The organism is Blautia obeum ATCC 29174 (genome assembly GCF_025147765.1).
Classification (GTDB): Bacteria; Bacillota; Clostridia; order Lachnospirales; family Lachnospiraceae; genus Blautia_A; species Blautia_A obeum.
This window is the reverse complement of record NZ_CP102265.1, coordinates 982,911-1,005,342: the sequence shown is the minus strand read 5'-3', so window position 1 is coordinate 1,005,342 and position 22,432 is coordinate 982,911. Positions and strand designations below refer to the sequence as shown.

The 22,432-nt window shown below is 42.7% G+C and carries 21 protein-coding genes; 2 read left to right on the top strand and 19 right to left on the bottom strand.

The window, feature by feature from the left end; all coding sequences use genetic code 11:
- Window positions 1-108 precede the first annotated feature (108 nt).
- Window positions 109-1,413: an oligosaccharide flippase family protein gene (locus tag NQ503_RS04815; RefSeq protein ID WP_005426922.1), complete on the top strand. Its 1,305-nt coding sequence runs from the start codon at window positions 109-111 to the stop codon at window positions 1,411-1,413.
- Between the two features lie 186 nt (window positions 1,414-1,599).
- Window positions 1,600-2,631 carry a 3-deoxy-7-phosphoheptulonate synthase gene (locus tag NQ503_RS04810; protein WP_044925957.1) on the top strand — a complete coding sequence of 344 codons (1,032 nt, stop codon included), beginning with the start codon at window positions 1,600-1,602 and terminating at the stop codon, window positions 2,629-2,631.
- Between the two features lie 47 nt (window positions 2,632-2,678).
- Here NQ503_RS04810 and xerD read toward each other — a convergent pair whose 3' ends face one another.
- From xerD to NQ503_RS04715, 19 genes are all read right to left on the bottom strand, one after another.
- Window positions 2,679-3,563, bottom strand: coding sequence for a site-specific tyrosine recombinase XerD (gene xerD / locus NQ503_RS04805; RefSeq protein WP_022389273.1), 885 nt, complete (start codon window positions 3,561-3,563; stop codon window positions 2,679-2,681).
- 186 nt (window positions 3,564-3,749) lie between these two features.
- Window positions 3,750-4,343, bottom strand: a complete 594-nt coding sequence (locus tag NQ503_RS04800; protein ID WP_005426928.1) for a stage II sporulation protein M — start codon at window positions 4,341-4,343, stop codon at window positions 3,750-3,752.
- 110 nt (window positions 4,344-4,453) lie between these two features.
- The gene (gene rny, locus NQ503_RS04795; protein WP_022389272.1) at window positions 4,454-6,013 is read right to left on the bottom strand and encodes a ribonuclease Y; all 1,560 of its coding nucleotides are present in this window, start codon (window positions 6,011-6,013) and stop codon (window positions 4,454-4,456) included.
- 123 nt (window positions 6,014-6,136) lie between these two features.
- Window positions 6,137-6,610, bottom strand: a complete 474-nt coding sequence (locus tag NQ503_RS04790; protein WP_022389271.1) for a regulatory protein RecX — start codon at window positions 6,608-6,610, stop codon at window positions 6,137-6,139.
- A gap of 4 nt (window positions 6,611-6,614) precedes the next feature.
- Window positions 6,615-7,670: a recombinase RecA gene (recA, locus tag NQ503_RS04785; protein WP_005426937.1), complete on the bottom strand. Its 1,056-nt coding sequence runs from the start codon at window positions 7,668-7,670 to the stop codon at window positions 6,615-6,617.
- 168 nt (window positions 7,671-7,838) lie between these two features.
- Window positions 7,839-9,287, bottom strand: a complete 1,449-nt coding sequence (gene glgA, locus NQ503_RS04780) for a glycogen synthase GlgA (RefSeq protein ID WP_005426939.1) — start codon at window positions 9,285-9,287, stop codon at window positions 7,839-7,841.
- 101 nt (window positions 9,288-9,388) lie between these two features.
- On the bottom strand, window positions 9,389-10,213 hold the full coding sequence (spo0A, locus tag NQ503_RS04775; protein WP_005426941.1) for a sporulation transcription factor Spo0A: 825 nt from the start codon (window positions 10,211-10,213) through the stop codon (window positions 9,389-9,391).
- Window positions 10,214-10,343: 130 nt separating this feature from the next.
- Window positions 10,344-11,546, bottom strand: coding sequence for a SpoIVB peptidase (gene spoIVB / locus NQ503_RS04770; protein WP_044926042.1), 1,203 nt, complete (start codon window positions 11,544-11,546; stop codon window positions 10,344-10,346).
- A 113-nt stretch (window positions 11,547-11,659) separates the two neighbouring features.
- Window positions 11,660-13,351 (bottom strand): DNA repair protein RecN, encoded by a 1,692-nt coding sequence (gene recN, locus NQ503_RS04765; RefSeq protein ID WP_005426945.1) that lies wholly within the window; start codon window positions 13,349-13,351, stop codon window positions 11,660-11,662.
- Entirely contained in the window at window positions 13,345-13,800 is a 456-nt protein-coding gene (gene argR / locus NQ503_RS04760) for an arginine repressor (RefSeq protein ID WP_022389268.1), read from the bottom strand. The genes recN and argR overlap by 7 nt, the downstream gene beginning before the upstream one ends.
- A gap of 27 nt (window positions 13,801-13,827) precedes the next feature.
- A complete protein-coding gene (locus tag NQ503_RS04755; RefSeq protein WP_005426949.1) occupies window positions 13,828-14,682 on the bottom strand; it encodes an NAD(+)/NADH kinase in 855 nt (284 codons plus the stop codon).
- 16 nt (window positions 14,683-14,698) lie between these two features.
- The gene (locus tag NQ503_RS04750; protein WP_005426950.1) at window positions 14,699-15,508 is read right to left on the bottom strand and encodes a TlyA family RNA methyltransferase; all 810 of its coding nucleotides are present in this window, start codon (window positions 15,506-15,508) and stop codon (window positions 14,699-14,701) included.
- Window positions 15,505-17,367, bottom strand: a complete 1,863-nt coding sequence (gene dxs, locus NQ503_RS04745) for a 1-deoxy-D-xylulose-5-phosphate synthase (protein ID WP_005426951.1) — start codon at window positions 17,365-17,367, stop codon at window positions 15,505-15,507. The genes NQ503_RS04750 and dxs overlap by 4 nt, the downstream gene beginning before the upstream one ends.
- A gap of 16 nt (window positions 17,368-17,383) precedes the next feature.
- Window positions 17,384-18,271, bottom strand: coding sequence for a polyprenyl synthetase family protein (locus tag NQ503_RS04740; protein ID WP_055055475.1), 888 nt, complete (start codon window positions 18,269-18,271; stop codon window positions 17,384-17,386).
- The gene (xseB, locus tag NQ503_RS04735) at window positions 18,261-18,491 is read right to left on the bottom strand and encodes an exodeoxyribonuclease VII small subunit (RefSeq protein WP_005426954.1); all 231 of its coding nucleotides are present in this window, start codon (window positions 18,489-18,491) and stop codon (window positions 18,261-18,263) included. Before xseB ends, NQ503_RS04740 begins: the two co-directional genes overlap by 11 nt.
- A complete protein-coding gene (gene xseA / locus NQ503_RS04730) occupies window positions 18,488-19,699 on the bottom strand; it encodes an exodeoxyribonuclease VII large subunit (protein WP_117592608.1) in 1,212 nt (403 codons plus the stop codon). The genes xseB and xseA overlap by 4 nt, the downstream gene beginning before the upstream one ends.
- A gap of 5 nt (window positions 19,700-19,704) precedes the next feature.
- Window positions 19,705-20,247: a transcription antitermination factor NusB gene (gene nusB, locus NQ503_RS04725; protein WP_005426957.1), complete on the bottom strand. Its 543-nt coding sequence runs from the start codon at window positions 20,245-20,247 to the stop codon at window positions 19,705-19,707.
- Between the two features lie 60 nt (window positions 20,248-20,307).
- The gene (locus tag NQ503_RS04720) at window positions 20,308-20,688 is read right to left on the bottom strand and encodes an Asp23/Gls24 family envelope stress response protein (protein ID WP_005426959.1); all 381 of its coding nucleotides are present in this window, start codon (window positions 20,686-20,688) and stop codon (window positions 20,308-20,310) included.
- 119 nt (window positions 20,689-20,807) lie between these two features.
- A complete protein-coding gene (locus tag NQ503_RS04715) occupies window positions 20,808-22,397 on the bottom strand; it encodes a peptide chain release factor 3 (RefSeq protein WP_044925960.1) in 1,590 nt (529 codons plus the stop codon).
- Between the last annotated feature and the right edge of the window lie 35 nt (window positions 22,398-22,432).

Genomic DNA, 22,432 nt, shown 5'->3' with positions numbered 1-22,432 from the left:
CCTAGTGTTTTCGTCGGATTTATTTCAAGTCATACTTTAGCAGAAACCCTCTGTTCTGTCAAGGAGGTTTTCTGCATATACTGTCAAAAAAGCCACAGGACGTTTTTCATGTCGAAAGAACGATTTTTCAAAGGAACTTTCCTTCTGACTTCTGCTGGCCTGATCAGCCGTATTATGGGCTTCTTTTATAGAATATTCCTTTCACATACCATTGGTGCAGAAGGAATCGGTCTGTATCAGCTGGTTGTTCCTCTGCAGCATCTGGTTCTTGCCATGACCACCTTCGGGATTCAGACATCACTCTCCCGCCTGATATCCTCTCACACGGCACTTGGAGAAAAAAAAGAAGCGCAGGACTGTTTCCGCATTGGTACCTTTCTTGCTCTTTTTCTCTCCGGCATGGCCGCATGGAGCATTTTTACTTTTTCTCATTTTTTTGCTGTACAGATTTTAAAGGAACCGGCTACTGAATCACTGATTCGCCTGCTCGCCCTAAGTTTTCCCTTTGCTTCCGTCCATCTCTGTGTTAATAGCTACTATCTTGGACTAAAAAAAGCTTCTTTTCCCGCTGCCACACAGATTCTGGAACAGGCCGTCCGTATTTTTTCCACCTGTCTGCTCTGGCAGATCTGTCTATCCCGCAATATTGCTGTCACCGCAATGATTGCAGTTGCAGGAAGTTTTCTCTCAGAGCTTGCCGCTGCTCTGTGTTCTTTTATCTGTATAAGTCTGAACAGTTCTGTATCTTCACATCATATAGAAAAACCTGTGCAAAAAATATCTGAGATCGGGCATATGGCACTTCCCCTGACTCTGAACCGGCTTCTTCTCTCTGTACTGACCGCCATCGAAGTTGTATTGATTCCCCAGTGTCTCCGTATGTATGGTCTCTCTCCATCCGAAGCTTTGAGTCTCTATGGAGTTTTTACCGGAATGGCTCTTCCCTGCATTCTTTTTCCTTCTACCGTTACCAGCTCTGCATCTGTCATTCTGATGCCCTCTGTTGCAGAAATGCAGGCACTTGGACACCGCAGAAAAATCCGCTATATCACACGTACCACCTGTGCTGCCTGTATCCTTCTCGGATCTTTATGCACCACCGTTTTTTACTTTGGGGGAAATTTTGCCGGAACCATACTTTTCCATAATACAGATGCCGGACTCTACATTCGTACACTTTCATTTATCTGTCCGTTTCTTTATACAAATATTGCACTTACCAGTATTTTGAATGGTCTGGGAAAAACCGGAACAACACTCGTTCACAGTGTTCTCGGGATTCTTCTCCGAATCTCTTTCGTAATATTTGCCATCCCCGTCCTTGGTATACGTGGATATCTGTATGGACTTCTGCTTAGTGAAATTCTGCTCAGTCTTTTACATATTTATGCACTGTATCATATGGAATTTTAGCAATTACACATGGTAACTTTATAAAGTTTTGCGTTAAATATATAACATTTCTATCGACAACCACTTTTTAATCGTTTATAATAAACGCGATATGTCCGATGCTGTCAGACAAACGGGGAACGCCCCGCATATGCAATTATGAATATACCATTATGTCCGGTAAATTCCGGATGCGAGGAGGAAAATATGGGATTCACTTTTTTAAAGAAACTGCCTACACCTGCTGAGATCCGCAACCAGTATCCCATCGATGCTGCAATTCAGGAACTGAAAGCAAAAAGAGATCAGGAGATCCGTGATGTCTTTACAGGCAAATCAGATAAATTTCTTGCAATCATTGGTCCATGTTCTGCCGATAATGAAGATGCTGTATGTGATTATCTTCTTCGTCTGCGTAAAGTGCAGGATAAAATCGCAGACAAAGTTCTGATCATTCCACGAGTTTATACAAATAAACCACGTACTACAGGTGAAGGATACAAAGGTATGGTTCATCAGCCAGACCCTGAAAAAGCACCTGATATGCTTGCCGGGCTGATTGCCATTCGTAAAATGCATATTCACGCAATTCAGGAAAGCGGTTTCACCTGCGCAGATGAAATGCTTTATCCGGAAAACTATCGTTATCTTTCCGACATTCTCTCTTATGTAGCTGTCGGTGCCCGTTCTGTTGAAGATCAGCAGCATCGCCTTACCGTCAGTGGTATGGATGTGCCTGCCGGCATGAAAAACCCGACCAGCGGTGATTATAGCGTTATGCTGAACTCTGTCGTTGCTGCACAGGGTTCTCATCGTTTCATTTACAGAAGCTGGGAAGTTGAAACAACTGGTAATCCACTTGCACATACTATCCTTCGTGGTGCTGTAAATAAACATGGAGAAGCTATCCCGAACTACCATTACGAAGATCTTCGTCTTCTGTGGGAAAAATATCAGGAAAAGAATCTCCAGAACCCGGCAGTTATCGTAGACACCAACCACTCCAACTCCAACAAAAAGTATGAACAGCAGGTTCGTATCGCCAAAGAAGTTCTTCACAGTCGTATGGTCGATCCTGAACTTCATAAACTGGTAAAAGGTTTCATGATTGAAAGTTATATCGAACCTGGCAATCAGAAGATTGGCGGAAATCATATTTATGGAAAATCCATCACAGATCCATGTCTCGGATGGGAGGAATCCGAAAAACTGCTTTACACAATTGCAGAAATGTGTTAATCACTAAGAACACCAAAAGGCAGAGCCGTTTATCTGGCTCTGCCTTTTTAATGTCTGGGATGTGCTTTCATATACACATCTCTCATTCTTGCTACATTCATTCCCAGATAAATCTGTGTAGAAGAAATATCCGAATGTCCAAGCATTTCCTGCACGCTTTTTACATCTGCTCCGTTCTGCAGCATATGTACCGCAAAGGAATGGCGTAATGTATGTGGTGTAATATCTCTGTGAATTCCGGCATCTACCGCATATCCTTTCAAAACTTTCCAGAATCCCTGTCTGCTCATAGATTTCCCCGAACAGTTTGTAAATAAAGAGGATTCTTTTTTGTTCTTAACAAAAAAGCCTCTGGAATGCTCCATATATTGCAAAATTGCATTTCTGCTCACATTGCCGATTGGAATGATCCGCTCTTTTTCTGAATCATGGCAGATCACATATCCCATCTGCAGATTAATATCTGTAATCTGTAAATGGATCAGTTCACTGACTCTCATTCCTGTTGCATACATCAATTCCATCATAGCATTGTCCCGAATACCCTTAGGTGTGTTCAGGTTCGGTTGTTTTAGCAGCCTGTCTACTTCTTCTACCGACAGAATTTCCGGCATTTTTTTCTCTAATTTTGGCGGCTTTAGTGTTTCAGACGGATCTTCCTGCATTTTCCCTGTTCTTATCATATAATGATACAGTGCTCTTATTGATGCAATATTTCTGGAAATTGTAGATAATGCCAGATTCTCCTTCTGCAATTCCTTCAGATAACCTTGTAGATCCGTCTTGGTAACTTCTGAAAAATCCATAATCTTCTGATTACGAAGATATCGGGCCAGTTTTTTCAGATCACGCTCGTATGAAATCTCCGTGTTCTGCGATGCCTTCTTTGCCTCTCGCATATACGCAATAAAATTTTCTATTACTTTTTCCATTCCCATTACTTCCCGTATTATATTAAAAATTTATCTTCCCCAAATGTATCTGTATTATACTTGCAATTTTACATAAAATCAAATCTTTTTTCTGTGCTAAACCCTTTTAAAATCAGGCTTTTCCGTGTTTTCTACAAAATATCGCAGATTTATTGTCAACCAATACTATATATGGTAAAACAACCTTTAAAATATTTTCAAATTCTGTATTAAAATTTTCATTATGACCGGATTGCAGTAAACCTCTGACAGAATTCCAGCACACAGGACAACTGCACATATCAGCATTTTCACTATATAAGTCGATACCTGTCCCGAAAAAGAGCTATGGTTTTTCCAAATTCTCATCGAATATTCATATACATTCTTACTTACAGCAAAAAAACATGGTACGTAAATAATAAACTGAGGAAACATCAGTCCTATGCCGATCAAACCACCGTGAAATCCGAACTGAAGGATTGACATGGTCATCAACATACCCATTCCTATTCCCAACAAAATCATTCCACCTACCGCAACCAAAACCCCAAATATCGTCAGGCCACTGCCAGCAACAAGAAGAAACAAACCTCCCCTCATTCTCAGCACTTTCCAGAAATACTCTCTGCTCCCTTTTTCTGCATAAATTCCCATAAGATATAATGCAGATACTGTATTTTGTTTCCACTGCATTTTATATATCAGATTCGGAAGCACAATCCCAATGACACACCCAATAAAAAACAGATAATAAGCCGGTAATTCTCTGTTTTTATTTACTGATAGTTTTTGTTTCATCTCCTCACCCCATACCAGTCTACGGAGTTTTTCTCAGACTTAGAACATAAAAAAAGGATATGACACTTCTCAGTATCATACCCTTTCTGAACTTCTATGTCCCCGAAAGATTACTTCGCATAATCTACCGCACGGCTCTCACGAATCACATTAACTTTAATCTGACCCGGATATTCCAGTTCAGCTTCGATCTGTTTGGAGATATCTCTTGCCAACAGAACCATATCTGCATCTGTAACCTGTTCCGGTACTACCATTACACGAATTTCCCTGCCTGCCTGAATAGCAAAGGACTTGTCGACTCCCTTAAATTCATTTGTAATGTCTTCCAACTGTTTCAAACGGTTTGTGTAAGTCTCAAGTGTCTCTCTTCTTGCACCCGGCCTTGCTGCTGAAATTGCATCAGCTGCCTGAACAATACATGCAACAAGAGATTCCGGTTCCACATCTCCATGGTGAGACGCAACTGTATTGATGACAACTGCGGATTCTTTGTATTTCTTACAAAGATCTACGCCAATCTGAATATGTGAACCCTCTACCTCATGATCGATAGATTTACCTATATCATGAAGCAATCCGGCACGTTTTGCCATACGGACATCTACACCGATTTCTCCGGCGAGAATTCCTGAAAGCTGTGCCACCTCGATAGAATGTTTCAAAGCATTCTGTCCATAGCTTGAACGGAATTTCATACGTCCAAGAAGTTTCAGCAGTTCTGGATGGATACCGTGAACACCAACATCCATTGCTGCGTTCTCACCATCTTCACGAATCTGTGTTTCTACTTCTTTCTGTGCTTTCTCTACCATTTCTTCGATTCTAGCCGGATGAATACGTCCGTCAACGATGAGTTTCTCCAGAGCCACTCTGGCGATCTCACGGCGAATCGGGTCAAAAGCAGATAAAACGACTGCTTCCGGTGTATCATCAATGATCAGATCAACACCTGTCAGTGTTTCAAGAGTACGAATGTTACGTCCTTCACGTCCGATGATTCTACCCTTCATCTCATCACTTGGAAGCTGTACAACAGAAATTGTAGTCTCTGCGACATGGTCAACTGCACATTTCTGAATTGCATTTACCACGTACTCTTTTGCTTTCTTGCCAGCTTCTTCCTTGGCTCTGTTTTCCAGTTCCTTGTACATTCTGGCAACATCAACTTTGACATCATCTTCTACACTTCTGAGTAACTCGTCTTTTGCCTGGTCGGAGGTCAGACCGGAAATTCTTTCCAGTTCCTGTACTCCTTTTTGTTCAAGTTCGTCTACTTTCTTTTCTCTTTTTTGTAACTCAGCAACTTTTGCTGTGCACTCTGCCTCACGCTTCTCTACTGCATCCGCTTTTTTATCAACCGATTCCTCTTTTGATAAAACACGTCTTTCGTATTTCTGCAGCTCGGATCTTCGTTCCTTGGTTTCCTTCTCAAGTTCATTTTTCGTTCTGAGGGATTCTTCCTTTACTTCCAATAAAGCTTCTCTCTTCTTCGTCTCAGCAGTTTTTAAAGCTTCATCTATGATGCTTCTTGCTCTGTTTTCTGCTGTGCCAACAACTTCAGCATCTTTTTTAGCTTTGTTGTTAACCGCAACCTTGCAAGTAAGAGGAACCGCAATAAGCAGTGCGACCGCTACAGCGACAATTGCTACAATAATTGTAATTGCCACAGGAGCACCTCCTTATTTAGTTTTCATTGTACAAATACAACAATACAAGTTTAGCTGTTTTTAGGATTTATGTCAAGTTTTTCTACATAATTTTTAACTCATAACTGCTCAGGTACAGAACCATTATGAGATATCCATTTCTTCCAATACGGAAAAAATATCTCCGGACCGAAAACCACGTCGTGCCAGATACCCATACAGCCGTCTCATTTCCTTCTCATCAAGGCTGCTACCTGGAGCATATTTCTTCTCTACCATCTGCCGAAGGAGTTTCCTTTCATCCGGCATCTCCAGTTCTGCTGCTTCGTCCCATGCACTCTGGATCGTCTGACGGTCAATTCCTTTCTGCTGCAATTCCTGGAATATCTTCTGACGACTCTTGTCATGAATCCTGTACATAATATAATTCGTCGCATATCTCGCATCATTTACATATCCATAATCCTTCACATATGCGACAGCATCTGCTGCCAGAGCTTCCGAAAAGCCGGCACGGAGAAGCCGATCATATAATCCCTTCTCCGTGCGGTCCATATGTTCCAGAAGCTTCAGTGCTTTCTTACGAACTTCTTTCTGCTGCTGTTCCATATCTGTCATTCAATTATTCCTGCTCTTCTTCTGCATCCTGCGCTGCCGGATTCTGCTGTGCAGCCTCCTCTTCCGGAAGAAGATGATACTGGATTCTTACCTGTTTTTCGATTTCTTCACAGATTTCCGGATGATCTTTCAGGAAAATCTTCACATTCTCTCTTCCCTGTCCGATACGCTCTCCATTGTAAGAGTACCATGCACCACTCTTATTCACCACATTGCATTCTGATGCAAGATCAAGAATCTCACCTTCTCTGGAAATGCCAGTACCAAACATAATATCAAACTCAGCCTGTTTGAACGGCGGAGCAACTTTATTCTTAACAACTTTGACCTTGACATGGTTACCAACCATCTCGCCACCCTGCTTCAGGGTTTCTGTTCTTCTGACATCAAGACGTACAGAAGCATAGAACTTCAGAGCTCGTCCACCGGTCGTTGTCTCCGGATTACCAAACATAACGCCAACTTTCTCACGAAGCTGGTTGATAAAAATAACCACACAGTTGGATCTGCTGATCGCTGCAGTCAGTTTTCTCAAAGCCTGCGACATCAGACGGGCATGCAGTCCAACATGGCTGTCTCCCATATCACCCTCGATCTCCGCCTTCGGAACAAGCGCCGCAACAGAGTCCACGATTACAATATCAACAGCCCCTGAACGAACCATTGTCTCAGTGATCTCCAGAGCCTGCTCACCATTATCCGGCTGTGAAATATATAAATTGTCAATATCAACACCGATATTCTTTGCATACACCGGATCAAGTGCATGTTCTGCATCAATAAATCCGGCAATTCCGCCTCTCTTCTGCACCTCAGCTACCATATGTAATGCAACCGTTGTCTTACCACTGGATTCAGGTCCGTAGATCTCCACGATACGTCCCTTCGGCACTCCACCGACTCCAAGCGCAATATCCAGTCCAAGAGAGCCTGTCGGAACCGCTTCTACTACCATATTAGAACTGGAATCCCCAAGCTTCATTACAGATCCTTTACCGTACTGCTTCTCAATATGTCCAAGAGCTGCCTCCAGCGCTTTCTGCTTCTCTTCATTAATCATCTTATGGATTCTCCTTATATTTTCTTAATTTCAAACGCTCATACCAAACCTATGTTCGTGTTTTCTTCTTATATGCTATTATAAATCGTCGGCAAAGTCAAGCAAAACTTTTCGACAAAAAGGGCACCGTTTCTGCACGGTGCCCTGCATCATATTTGGGTTTACTCCTTATTTATCACCGATCAGCCAGTTGTACATTTCTTCGTACTGTTTTGCAGAATGACTCCAGGAGAAATCTGCTGCCATGGCACGATCAACCATCTTGTTCCACTCGCGTTTATTATCGTAATATACACGTTCTGCATTGCGGACTGTTGCAAGCATTTCATGTGCATTGTAATTCGTAAAGCTGAATCCGGTACCTGTTCCTTCAAATTCATTGTACGGCTGCACTGTATCCTTCAGGCCGCCTGTCTCACGCACGATCGGAAGTGTTCCATAACGGAGACTCATCAGCTGGCTGAGCCCGCATGGTTCAAACAGAGACGGCATCAGGAATGCATCCGATGCTGCGTAGATTCTGTGTGAAAGCGGCTCATCATAATAAATCTGTGCCGATACTTTTCCATGATATTTCCAGTCAAAATGACGGAACATATTCTCATAGCGCTCTTCTCCTGTTCCAAGCACTACGATCTGTACAGCGTCCTGACAGAGTTCATCCATTACATATGCGATCAGGTCAAAGCCTTTCTGATCTGTCAGACGGGAAACGATTCCGATCAGCATCGCATTCGGGTCTTCATTCAGTCCAAGATCTTTCTGAAGCTGGATCTTATTCTTAACTTTTTCCTTACGGAAAGTCTTTGCATTGTAGTTTCTGGTAATACATTTATCTGTTTCAGGATTGAATACATCATAATCAATTCCATTGACAATACCTCGAAGATCATGTGCTCTGGCACAGAGAAGACCATCCAGACGTTCTCCATAGAACGGAGTTTTGATTTCTTCCGCATAAGTATTACTTACTGTAGTTACTGCATCAGCAAAAACAATTCCACCTTTCAGGAAGTTTGCATCTTTGTATGCTTCCAGTTTATCCGGTGCAAAATAATAATCAGAAAGTCCTGTGATTCCCTGAACAGTCTTTACATCCCATACTCCCTGGAATTTCAGATTGTGAATTGTCATAACTGTCTTGATTCCCCAGAAAAATTCATTTTGCTGGAAGGAATCATGCAGATATACCGGAACAAGACCTGTCTGCCAGTCGTGACAGTGGATCACATCCGGGCGGAAACCGATAACCGGAAGGACAGACAATACAGCCTTTGAGAAGAATGCAAATTTTTCAAGATCCCATGGGGCACTGTCATATGGCTTCGGTCCACTGAAATAATATTCATTATCGATAAAATAAAACTGGATTCCTTCGTATTCCATATGCATAATGCCAACATAGCAGTTTTTGTATCCCAGATCCATATAAAAATGAGTAATGTATTCCATTTTATCTTTCCATTCCTGTTTCATACAGGCATATTTCGGCAAGATAACACGGACATCAAAATAGCGCTTATCAAAACATTTCGGAAGTGCACCAGCTACATCGGCAAGTCCTCCTGTTTTAATAAATGGTACCGCTTCTGATGTTGCAAATAAAATTCTTTTCATCTGTAAATACCCCTCCTTGTATCTCGATGCCAGATTATTGTTATTTCGAACATCCGCTCGCTATTTTCTGACATTTCTGTCTGTGACAGACCTTTTGTTTATTATACTCCAAAACCACCTTGTTGAAAAGAGTGATTTTTGTATTCAAGGCGAATTTTATCTGCAATAAGTGCAATAAATTCTGAGTTGGTCGGTTTGCCTTTTCCTGTGCTGACCGTGTACCCAAACAGTGCATCGATCGTATCCATCTTGCCTCTGCTCCATGCAACTTCGATTGCATGACGGATAGCCCTCTCCACCCGGCTCGGAGTAGTCTGATGTTTTTTTGCAATTGTCGGATAAAGTACTTTTGTGATCGAATTCAACATTTCCATATCGTTAACAGACAGAATGATCGCATCTCTCAGATACTGATAGCCTTTTATGTGTGCCGGAACACCAATTTCATGTATAATATTCGTCACATCTGTTTCCAGATTCCGCTTTCCGTAAGGAGCCGGTTCCTCTCTCACCGCCTGTCGCACCGGTTCTCTCATTTTTCGTTCATTTCCCCTGCGTATATGTTTTATACGACTTAAGAGCACCTGTTTGTCAAAAGGTTTCAGCATATAATAATATGCGCCAAGATTGAACGCATCTTCTGTGATTCTTTCCTGTCCCACCGCCGATACTACAATAAAAGCCGGCTGTTTCTTTACTGAACTGTCATGACTGCAGTGTTCCATAACGGTAAGTCCATCCATCTTCGGCATAATGATATCCAATACAACAACATCCGGTTCTTTTTCTCTGATGATGCTGCAGATTTCTTCTCCATTGTGTGCTTTTCCGACCAAAGTCAGGTCTTTATCTTCTTCGATCATCTGACCGAGTATGTCAGCCATTCTAACGTTATCATCTGCAATCGCCACATTTAATTTTTCCATGAGGCCTTTCCCTCCTAACCAACAAAAATCTTCTTCCTTACAACAAGGACATTATAGTGGAAAGGCCTTCGCGAAATCAAGCCGAAACTGGCTGAAATACGGCATTTTCGTTCGGCCTGAATCGACTTTTTCAGATATTTTCCAGCATGTTTTCTGCAAAAATACCATATCCTCCTGTAGAATCCTGTATAAAAACATGCGTGACAGCTCCCACGAATTTTCCATTCTGAATCACCGGGCTTCCACTCATTCCCTGTACAATTCCTCCTGTCAGTTCCAGAAGTTCGGGATCTGTCACCTGAATTACAAAACTTTTATTTGTATCTTCATGATTCATGTCAATTCTTGTTATCTCAGCATAGAATTCACGTACCGTTCCATCCACACAGCACAATATGGATGCCGGCCCGATTTCCAGTTCCTGTTTGTATGCAACTTCCATCTTTCGCAATCCAAGCTCCTCCGGCAGTTCTGATAATTTTCCATAAATTCCCTGTTCACAGTTTTTTTCTATACTTCCGATTATTTTTTCCGCCTCATAATGAATCAGACCGGAAAGTTCACCCGGACTTCCGCTGCTTCCTTTCTGGATTCCAACGATCTGTGCCTGATACAGGTCACCATCATCAATATGAAGAAGCTCTCCGGTATCTACATCGCTGATTCCATGACCAAGTGCTCCGTAATTTCCATTCTGATCAACAAATGTGAGTGTCCCGATTCCCTGTGTATTATCTCTCACCCATATACCCAGCTTATACTCGCCCTTGATATCTTTTACCGGACTCAGCGACAGAGGAATCTTTTTTCCTTTTCTTATTACCTGCAACTCCACAGTATCCTGTTTCAGCTTTTCGAGATCTTCTACAAGATCTTTTTTAGTTTCAATAATTTCATCATTAAATGCAACGATATAATCTCCCGGCTCTATAATTTTTTCTGCCGGTTCCTCCGCACGGCCTTCTTCAGAAATAATCTCACCGGTATCAATTACCAGTACTCCGTCGGTTTCCATATAGATTCCGACAGTGCTTCCACTGACAAGCACTGTCGTACTGTCTGTGGGGATTACTTTGACATCTTTAAACGGTATCACTCCCAAAATTCTGCTGGATAACAGATAACTTCCATCTCCGGAAACCGTAATTGCATCATCAAAAGAAAGCAGCGGATAATCCAGTACATTCTTCACCTGCTGTTCCTGACTTTCTGTCACATAAAGCTCATCAGGAATCTTCCTGTCAAGATATCGATATCCCAGCCATATCACCGTCAGCAGATCCAGGCATATAATCCACCAGAGAAGATGTCTGTATTTTGTTCTTCTGTCCATTCTGCCACATCCTTTCTTTTGTAAAACCAAACTCTCTTCCACCAGCATTTTTACAGAAAAAAAAGAGAAGCGATCCTGTTGGATCATCCTCTCTTATTATGCTGTGAATACAGCTATTTCAGTCTTGTATTTTTATGAACCCGTGCCAATTCTTTCATTTCTTTTGCGTTTTCAAAAACTGCCTGTGTAAGTTCAGCTCCACCCAGAAGTCTGGCAAGTTCTCTCACAGAATCATCTCCTTCCAGCGGATGAATCTCCGTGATCGTTTCTGTACCCTTCTGATGTTTTTCGATTTCAAAATGTGTATCTGCCATTGCAGCAATCTGCGGAAGATGCGTAATACACAATACCTGGTGACATTTTCCGATAACTGCCATTTTTTCGGATACTTTCTGCGCTGTCCTGCCACTGATACCTGTGTCGATCTCATCAAAGATCAATGTCTCTATCTGATCTCTGTCTGCAAGAATTGCTTTTATTGCAAGCATGATCCTGGAAAGTTCACCGCCAGATACAATCCTGCCTAATGGTTTTACGCTCTCACCCGGATTGGTAGAAATTTCATATTCTATATCATCAAACCCATTATCTGTATATTCTTTTTTTCGTTGAAAATCAATATGAAACTGTACGTCCAGAAAATTCAGATCTTTCAATCCCTCAATAATCTTATCCGTAAGCATCTGGCTGTATTTTTTCCGGATAACAGAAAGTTTATCCGAAACAATTTCAAGCTGTGCTCTGCTTTTTTCTACTTCAGCTTTTGCTCTCCGGAAATTCTCCTCATATCTGTCAAGATCTTCCAGTTTTTGTTTCTGGTTGCCGCAGTATGTGTGGATTGCCTCGATTGACTGTCCATACTTTGCTTTGAGATTGTTGATCAGATCCAATCTTCTTTCTGTTTCATAAAATGTTTCTCCGTCAAAGTTCAGTTCATCCACATAAGAGGAAAGCTCTCTGTTGAAATCATTCAAAAGCCCATCGATTTCCTGAAGTGCTGATGACATGGATTTCAGCTGGCTGTCATACTCCGTGACACGCATCAGCTCTTTCACTGCATTTCCAACCGCTTCTCCGGCTCCCTGCACGGAATCATTTCCTGTCAGATCCCGCACCTCCTGCAGAGTCTCAAGAATCTTCTTCCCGTTATCCAGCTTACGGTACAGCTTTTCCAGTTCTTCATCCTCTCCCGGATTCAAATTCGCGCTTTCAATTTCTTTAATCTCAAATTCCAGAAAAGCACGCTCTCTGTTTCTCTGTTCTTCATCCATATCAAGAGACTTTAACTTTTTCAGGCTGTCACGATATGTACGATATGCACGATTCACTTTTTCTTTGACCGGATAGATTTCATCTTTACCATATGCATCCAGAATCTCCAGCTGTTTATCCTGATAAAGCAGAGACTGGTGCTCATGCTGCCCGTGTATATCCAGAAGGCAGGAAGCTACTGCTTTCATCTGTCCAACCGTGCAGGTCTCCCCATTAATCTTGTTGATACTCCTGCCATCCAGAATTTTACGTGTCAGCAATACCTGTCCTTCTTCCAGCTCAATCCCCAGTTTGCCCAGTGCTTCTTCAGCTCTTGGATTTTCTACCTGAAACAACAGCTCCACCAGTGCATATGACGCACCTTCGCGGATCATATCCTTTGCAATTCTGCTGCCCAGGATCAGCTGCATGGAACCCAGCAGAATCGATTTACCTGCTCCTGTCTCACCAGTCAGAATATTCAGTCCCGGCCCAAATTCTACTTCAATATCTTCAATAAGTGCCAGATTCTTCACATGAAGATGAACTAACATAATTTCAGAATTCCTTTCAGCTTCTCAGCAACAATTTCTGCCTGCTCTGCATCACGTGCCACACACATGACTGTATCATCTCCGGCAATACTTCCAAGAATCTCCTTCCATTTCAGGGCATCCAACGCAGCCGCCACCCCCATGGCCATTCCCGGCACAGTGCGGATCACAAGCATATTCTGACCTACATCAAGTGATGTCAGTGTATCCTGGAGAATCCTTGTGTATTTGTCTCCCAGTTCCGCAGACGGTTCTGTAAGAATCGCGTAACGGGATTTTCCATCCTTTCCTGCAACTTTCATAAGCTTCAGTGCCCGGATATCTCTGGAGACTGTAGCCTGTGTTACTTTGAATCCTGCCTCATTCAGTCTGGCAGCAAGTTCCTCCTGTGTATCAATATCATATTCCTGAATCAGTTCTATGATCTTTTCATGTCTTGCACTTTTCACTGCATTACCTCCATCACATTGTCACTGTTATTCCATCTTCTGCCGTAATACCTCTACAAAGCTTAAATGATTTAATTTCAGAATTTTCACACTGGCTGAAGCTTTTTGAATCACGATCCTGTCTCCCGTCACGATCGGAATTTCTGTATCTCCGTCAAAAGAAGCAAGCCCCTGTTCCTGAACCTGCCTGCGGCCTTCTCCCAGCTCTACTGTAATAACATCTTCCTCCGGAAAAATAATACTGCGGGTATTCAATGTATGCGGAGCGATCGGTGTCATCAGCGTCATCGCCGCATTTGGAGATACAATAGGTCCTCCACATGAAAGGCTGTAACCGGTAGAACCTGTCGGTGTGGCAATAATAATTCCATCTGCATTATACGAATTAAGATAGACATCATTCACATAATTTTTAAATCTTACAACTCGAAGGGGGCCCTCTCTGCCTATTACAATATCATTCAGTGCAATGTCCTGCCCAATGATCTTATCACCATGCCAGACTGTTCCTGTAAGCATCATTCTTTCTTCAATCTCATAGTCATCTGCGATCAGTTTATCCAGTGCAGCATGTATCGACTGTCTGTCTACTTCAGCCAGAAACCCCAGCGTCCCGAGATTGATTCCCAGCATTGGAATTTTTCTGTAAACAACATCTCTGGCAGCCTGAAGAAGTGTACCATCACCGCCCAGAACCAGAATACACTGTGTTCCCTCTGGAATCAGTTCCGGATTTGTATAATGGTATGCCCCTTCCAACTTACGTTCCGCCTGCTGAACCTGACATTTCTTTCCATTTTTTTTCAGATAAGAAACAATTTCATTTGTGATCTGAAAATCTTTATCTTTATCACTGTTTGTGATGATATAAAACTTATCCATCTCCCCTAGACCTTCCTTAATCCAGTTGACTGTGTGCCTCCTGCACTACAGCCTCAGGTGTTACTTCAAGAGAGGACTGGATCACTTCCCCTTCCGGTCTCTTTTTCAAATGAAGCAAGTATTCAATATTTCCCTCTGGTCCCTTGATCGGTGAAAACGAAAGATGGCACGGCTCCATTGCAATTGTAGACGCATAAGCGATCACTTTTTCAATGACTTCCAGGTGCACTGCCGGATCACGTACAACGCCTTTTTTCCCAACTTTTTCTCTTCCGGCTTCAAACTGCGGTTTGATCAGACAGACGATCTCTCCATCATCTGTAAGGAGGTTTCTCACTGGAAGAAGCACTTTTGTCAGAGAAATGAAAGAAACATCTATCGATGAAAACTGTGCCGGCTCCTGCAGATTTTCCGGAAGTACATAACGGATATTCGTTTTTTCCATACATACCACTCTCGGATCATTACGAAGTTTCCAGTCAAGCTGTCCATATCCGACATCGATTGAATAGACCTTCACCGCACCATTCTGGAGCATACAGTCTGTAAATCCGCCAGTGGACGCACCAACATCCATACATACCTTTCCATCCAGAGAAACGCCAAAATTATTCATGGCTTTTTCCAGTTTCAGTCCTCCACGGCTTACATATGGAAGTGTATTTCCGCGTACTTCAATCTTCACCGTCTCCTTGAACATTGTTCCCGCTTTATCTTCTTTCTGTCCGTCCACATAAACATCTCCGGACATAATATATGCTTTTGCTTTCTCTCTGGAAGGTGCAAGTGCACGCTCTACCATCAAAAGATCCAGTCTTTTCTTCATTCCTGCTCCTCATATTCCTCAATCGCATCAAGAATATCCGGTGCTGAAAGCCCGATTTTGGCTCTCAGACTGGCAATTTCTCCATGCTCTACAAAACGATTCCAGATAGCGATCGGAAGTACTCTTACTTCCGGATGACATGCTTCCATATAAGCTGCCACATGCTCACCAAATCCACCGTTTCTGACATTTTCTTCTACTGTTACAAATAATTTATGATCTTTTGCAAGCTCATCAAGAAGCTCTGTATCCAGTGGCTTCACAAATCTTGCATTTACAAATGTTGGATTTTCACCTTTGTTCTTCAGTTCTTTGCAGACCTGTTCACAGACCTCCGTCATGCTTCCAACAGACAGAAGTGCTGTTTTCTCTCCACGGTAAAGAACTTCACTTTTTCCAAAACGTATCGGGCTGTCAAATTCCTCCAGTCCCTGATATGCAGTGCCTTTGGGATAACGGATTGCACATGGTCCTGCCGCATGAACTGCAAATTCCAGCATTTTTTCAAGTTCTCTTCCATTTTTTGGTGCCATGACCGTCATATTGGGCATCATTGTCAGATAAGACAAGTCAAAATTTCCCTGATGTGTCTCTCCATCTGCTCCTACAAGACCTGCCCTGTCAATCGCAAAGATCACGTGCAACTTCTGCATGCAGACATCATGAAGCATCTGGTCTACTGCCCTCTGTAAGAAAGAAGAATAAATCGCTACGACTGGTATCACGCCACCCAGGGCAAGGCCGGCTGCAAAACTGACTGCATGCTCTTCGGCAATTCCAACGTCAAATAATCTGTCCGGAAAAGCTTTTTCAAAAGCCTTCAGTCCGGTTCCCTCCTTCATTGCCGCTGTAATGCCGACAAGCTTCGGATTTTCTTTTCCCAGTTTCACCATAGCCTGTGAAAATACATCTGTATACGTCGGTCCTTTCTTCACAGAAAGCTGTCTGCCGGTTTTTATGTCAAACGGGCCAGTTCCATGGAACTGATCCGGATGCAGACTTGCCGGTTCATATCCTCTGCCTTTGTGCGTCAGGACATGAACGATCACTGGTCCTTCCACACGTTTTGCTTCGTTAAAAAGTTTCATCATCTGCCGCATATTGTGTCCGTCAACCGGTCCAAGATACGTCAGTCCCATATTTTCAAAAAGCATTCCCGGTATGATCAGCTGTTTGATACTGCTCTTGGTCCTGCGCATGGTATCTACAACCGCAGTACCTACCTTCGGTACCTTCTTAAGCGTCTTAGTTACATTCAGTTTCATTCCCGTGTAAGCTTCCGCTGTACGCAATGCACTGAGATAAGAAGACATTCCACCAACATTTTTGGAAATAGACATATTATTATCATTGAGTACGATAATAAAATTGGTTTTCAATTCTGCTGCATTATTCAATGCTTCATATGCCATGCCACCTGTCAGTGCACCATCTCCGATCACTGATACGACACGATAATTCTGTCCAAGCAGATCTCTGGCTCTTACATAGCCCAGCCCCGCTGAGATTGAATTAGAACTGTGGCCTGCATCAAATGTATCACAGTCACTTTCACAGCGTTTCGGAAATCCACTCATTCCGCCTTCTTTTCGAAGATTTTTGAATCCTTCTTTTCTTCCTGTCAGAATCTTATGGGTATATGCCTGATGTCCCACATCCCATACGATCTTATCCTGTGGAAGATCCAGCACATTATGCAAAGCCAGTGTCAGTTCCACTACCCCAAGATTCGATGCCAAATGGCCTCCTGTCTGGCTGACTGACTCAATCAGGAACTGTCTGATCTCATCTGCAAGCTGTGGAAAATCTGCCAACGCTATCTTGTGTATATCATTAGGCTTATTGATCTTTTCCAACATCCTTCGTATCCCTCTTTCATTTCCTGCGGGTTGCCATTTCCATGACCAGCTCCGTCAGGAACTCATTTTTATTATACAGTCTGTCCAGAACTGCCAGAGCTTTTTCAGAAAGTTCTCTGACCTGCTCAGATGCTTTCTGTACCCCAAAAAGAGTCACATAAGTAACTTTGTTGTTTTTTTCATCACTGTGTACCGGCTTTCCCAATTCCTGACTGGTACTTGTCACATCCAGAATATCATCCTGTATCTGGAATGCCAGACCAATATCCGATGCAGCCTGTTCGATCATGGAGGTCTGTTCCTCGTCCGCTCCTGCCAGAACAGCTCCTGCCATCATGGACGCTTCGATCAGTGCAGAAGTTTTGTGTTCATAAATGTAATCGAGAAGGTCCTTCTCCAATGGTTTGCCATCATTTTCCACATCAACACTCTGACCGCCCAGCATACCGTAAATACCTGTTTTTTCTGCCATAATCCGCACAGCCCGGATCACCCTGTCTTTGTCATCTGTCAGTTCAAATGCACGAAACATGGTCTCATAAGCATAATTCAAAAGTGTCACACCGCTTAATACGCCCATTGCCTCACCATACACTTTGTGCGTAGTCAGACGACCACGGCGATAATCATCATTATCAATTGCCGGCAGATCATCATGTATCAGAGAATGTGTATGAATCATTTCGATTCCCGCCATAAACGGTTCAGCAAGTTTCTCATCCCCTCCAAATAATCGAAGAGTCTCCAGAAGAAGGATCGGCCTCAGTCTCTTGCCGCCGGCACACATGCTGTAGTTCATCGCCTGTGCCATCGTTTTGGAAAATCCACGTTCTTCCGGAAGCCATCTGCGGATCACTTCTTCTGCATAATCTGTTCTCTGCTGTAATTCTTCTTTAAAATTCACGTAATGTCCCATCCTCATCCATCTGAAGCATCTTCTTTTCTACAGTATCCAGTCTGTCACTGCAGTATTTCAGAAGCTCCATACCTTTTTTGTATAAACGAAAAGAATCCTCCAGCGATGTGTCACCACTCTCCAGCTTTTCAGCAATGGTGTCCAGTTCCTGAAAGACTTCTTCTATTTCTCTGTTCTGTGTATCTGTTTTCTGAATCTGTTCTGTCATTTATTCCAGTCTTCCTTCCTGCTGCTTCGCACTTCTGCCTCGATCACACCATCTGTCACAGAAATCTCCAACAGATCTCCGGAATGTACCTGTTTTGTGGATATAATTCCATTTCCCTCTCTGTCCGAAACAAAAGAATATCCCTGATTTAATTTATACAAAGGAGACAGTCCTCTGTATCGTTCCAGATAGATTCCAAGCATATGTCTTTCTTCTGCAATGCGGTTTTTCATTGCTCTTCGAAGCAATTCATCAAGATCAGCCAGACGCTGTCTGTTATCCCTGAGCTTTGCTTCCGGGTTCAGATACTGAAAACGCATCTGATACTGCATCAGCTGTGCACGGCCAAGTTCTGCCCTGCGCTGCATTGCCTTCTGCATACGGTCTCTGAGGCCAGCAATATTCTGCAGTATCTGTCTGAAATCCGCCACTGCAAGTTCTGCAGCTGCCGAAGGCGTTGGGGCACGAAGATCTGCCACAAAATCTGCGATCGTAAAATCAGTTTCGTGACCTACTGCCGAAATAATGGGCGTCCTGCACTCAAAAATAGCTCTGGCAACTTTTTCTTCATTAAATGCCCAGAGGTCTTCGATCGATCCACCGCCTCGTCCGACAATAATCACATCAACCTCTGCCTGATCCAGCATATGGATTCCACGTACAATACTGTCTGCTGCTCCTTCTCCCTGTACAAGTGCCGGATACAAAATAATCTGCAGATAAGGATCACGTCTCAGTGAAATATTTCTTATATCCTGCACGGCCGCTCCCGTAGGCGCAGTAACGACTCCCAGCCTGTGGATAAAAGCCGGAATTGGCTGTTTGTACTCCTGTGCAAACATTCCCATCTCTTCAAGCTCTGTCTTCAACGCCAGAAATCTCTCATAAAGTGCACCTGCTCCTTCAAGCGAAATTTCTTTTGCATACAGCTGATATCTGCCATCCCTCTCATATACATCCACGGCACCACCTACTACGACACGGTCACCGTCTTTCATTCGAAATGCCAGTCCTCTTCTGTGTCCGGCAAACATTACACAGGAAAGCACTCCTGTCTCATCTTTCAATGAAAAATAAATGTGTCCACTGGTATGATATTTGCAGTTGGAAACTTCTCCCTTTACATAGATCTTCTGCAGAATAAAATCCTGTGTAAACATATTCTTGACATATCGATTGATCTGGCCCACTGAAAAAATATTTTTCATTTTTATTATTCTGTGCTTTCTTCAGACGCTCTCTCAGGATTTTTCTGATCTTTGGAAGCTTTTCCATCCTTTTTGGATGAACGAATGATAATCTTTGCAGAATGAGTCTGACGACGTGGTTTCTTATGTTCCTCACCGGAGTCCTTCTTACCACTGGCGATTTTTCCAAGAATACCATTAACAAAAGAGCCGGAGTCTTCCCCGCCAAAAAGTTTTGCCAGTTCTACTGCTTCGTTGATAGCAACTCCAACCGGTACTTCTTCATCCATTTTCATTTCATAAACAGCCAGACGCAATGCAGTCAGGTCAACACGATTCATTCGTGTAGTTTTCCATCCACGGCTGTATTCATTCAGGATCTGGTCGATCTCATCCAGATGTTCCAGAATATGCTGATATTTGTTCTGTATTGCTTCCTGATCTTTTTCTTCCAGTTCTCCTAGTGTATCAAAATACATGGAAACCTGATCTGACATTTCATTTTCAGAATTAAACTGTGTCATAAACAGCAGTTTAAAAATATGTTCTCTCTGTTCGCTTCTTCGCATGTTTCCTCCTAAAGAAAAAAGGAAAGGTTTACTTTCCTTTTTTCTCTCTTCCAATTTCCTTTACTTATCATTCTCCATATCAACACCTGCAATACGGATGTTTACATCTGCTACTTCCAGGCCTGTCATATTCTCAATGGATGATTTAACTTTGTCCTGAACTTTCTTACTGACTTCCAGAATATTCTTTCCAAATTCAATATTCAGAGTAAGATCCACGGTAACCACACCTTCCAGTACAGTGATCTTAACACCCTTGGAAAGATTCTTGACGCCAAGCTTGCTTACCAGTTCATTGGTGATATTTCCTTCCATGGAAGCGACACCCTCAACTTCTGTGGCCGCAAGTCCTGCGATAACAGTTACTACTTCATCAGCAATCTTAACTTCACCAATCCCACCTACATCCTGTAATTTATAAGTTGTTCTTTTTTCTGCCATTCCAATTCCTCCTGCGGATTTCGAATCGAATTTTGTTATTGTTCACTCCGTTCACAATAACGAATCTGTCAATTATTTATAGGCTTAGTATATCAAATCTGACTGCAAAATAAAAGCGTTTATTTACTGAATTCTGTCAGTACCAGATCTGGATTACGGTCTTCTGTCATGCCTACGCTCCATGCGTTTACAAACAAAAGCAGTGGATTGCCCTTCAGGTCTGTAACCTTCTTCATATCGGAAGTTCCGACAATCTTGGCAACATCAACTTCTTCTTTATTTGCAATCCAGCGGATATGCTCATATGGCAGGTTTTCCAGACGGATTTCTACATTATATTCATTCTCGAGACGATATTTCAGTACATCAAACTGAAGGACACCAACAACACCGACAATAATCTCTTCCATACCTGTATTAAACTCCTGAAAGATCTGGATTGCACCTTCCTGTGCGATCTGGTTGATTCCCTTAACAAACTGTTTACGCTTCATGGTATCGATCTGACGAACTCTTGCAAAATGTTCCGGTGCAAAAGTCGGAATCCCTTCAAATGCAAATTTCTTTCCAGGTGCGCAGATCGTATCTCCGATAGAAAAAATGCCCGGATCAAATACTCCGATAATATCTCCTGCATATGCCTCATCTACCACATGACGGGATTCTGCCATCATCTGCTGTGGCTGAAGAAGACGCATCTTCTTATCCCCCTGCACATGATAAACTTCCTGGGAAGCATCAAATTTGCCGGAACAGATTCTCATAAATGCGATTCTGTCTCGATGTGCTTTATTCATATTTGCCTGAATCTTAAATACAAATGCCGAGAAATCATCTGACATCGGATCAATCTCGCCTTCATCGGATACTCTCGGAAGTGGCGATGTTGTCATCTTGAGGAAATGTTCCAGAAATGTTTCCACACCAAAGTTTGTCAGCGCAGAACCAAAAAAGACAGGTGTCATATTTCCTTTGCTTACCTGTTCCTGATCAAAATCCACACTCGCTCCATCCAGAAGTTCGATTTCTTCCATCAGCTGTTCTCTCTGATCCGGATCCACAATATCATCCAGCCGTGCATCATCAATGTCAATTTCTTCGATCACACCCTCCTTGGTTCCTTTCTGTGTATCAGAGAAAGTCAGAACTTTATGTGTATTACGATCATAAACTCCGCGGAATTTTTTACCGGAACCGATCGGCCAGTTGATCGGACATGTTGCAATTCCGAGTTCTTTTTCTATTTCATCCAGAAGATCAAACGTATCATTTGCATCTCTGTCCATTTTGTTGATAAAAGTAAAAATAGGAATATGACGCATAACGCAGACTTTGAAGAGTTTTCTGGTCTGTGCCTCTACACCCTTGCTTCCATCAATAACCATGACAGCTGAATCAGCAGCCATCAGTGTACGGTAAGTATCTTCAGAGAAATCCTGATGTCCCGGAGTATCCAGGATATTGATACAATAGCCATCATAATGGAACTGCAGTACAGATGAAGTTACAGAAATACCTCTCTCTTTCTCTATTTCCATCCAGTCAGACACTGCATGGCGGGATGTAGCTTTACCCTTAACACTTCCTGCCAGATTAATGGCGCCTCCATACAGCAGGAATTTCTCTGTCAGAGTTGTCTTACCTGCATCCGGGTGGGAGATAATGGCAAAGGTTCTTCTTTTTTCTATTTCTTTCGCATACTTAGACACGTTTTTCCTCCTGTCTATTATCTGTTTTCTCAATT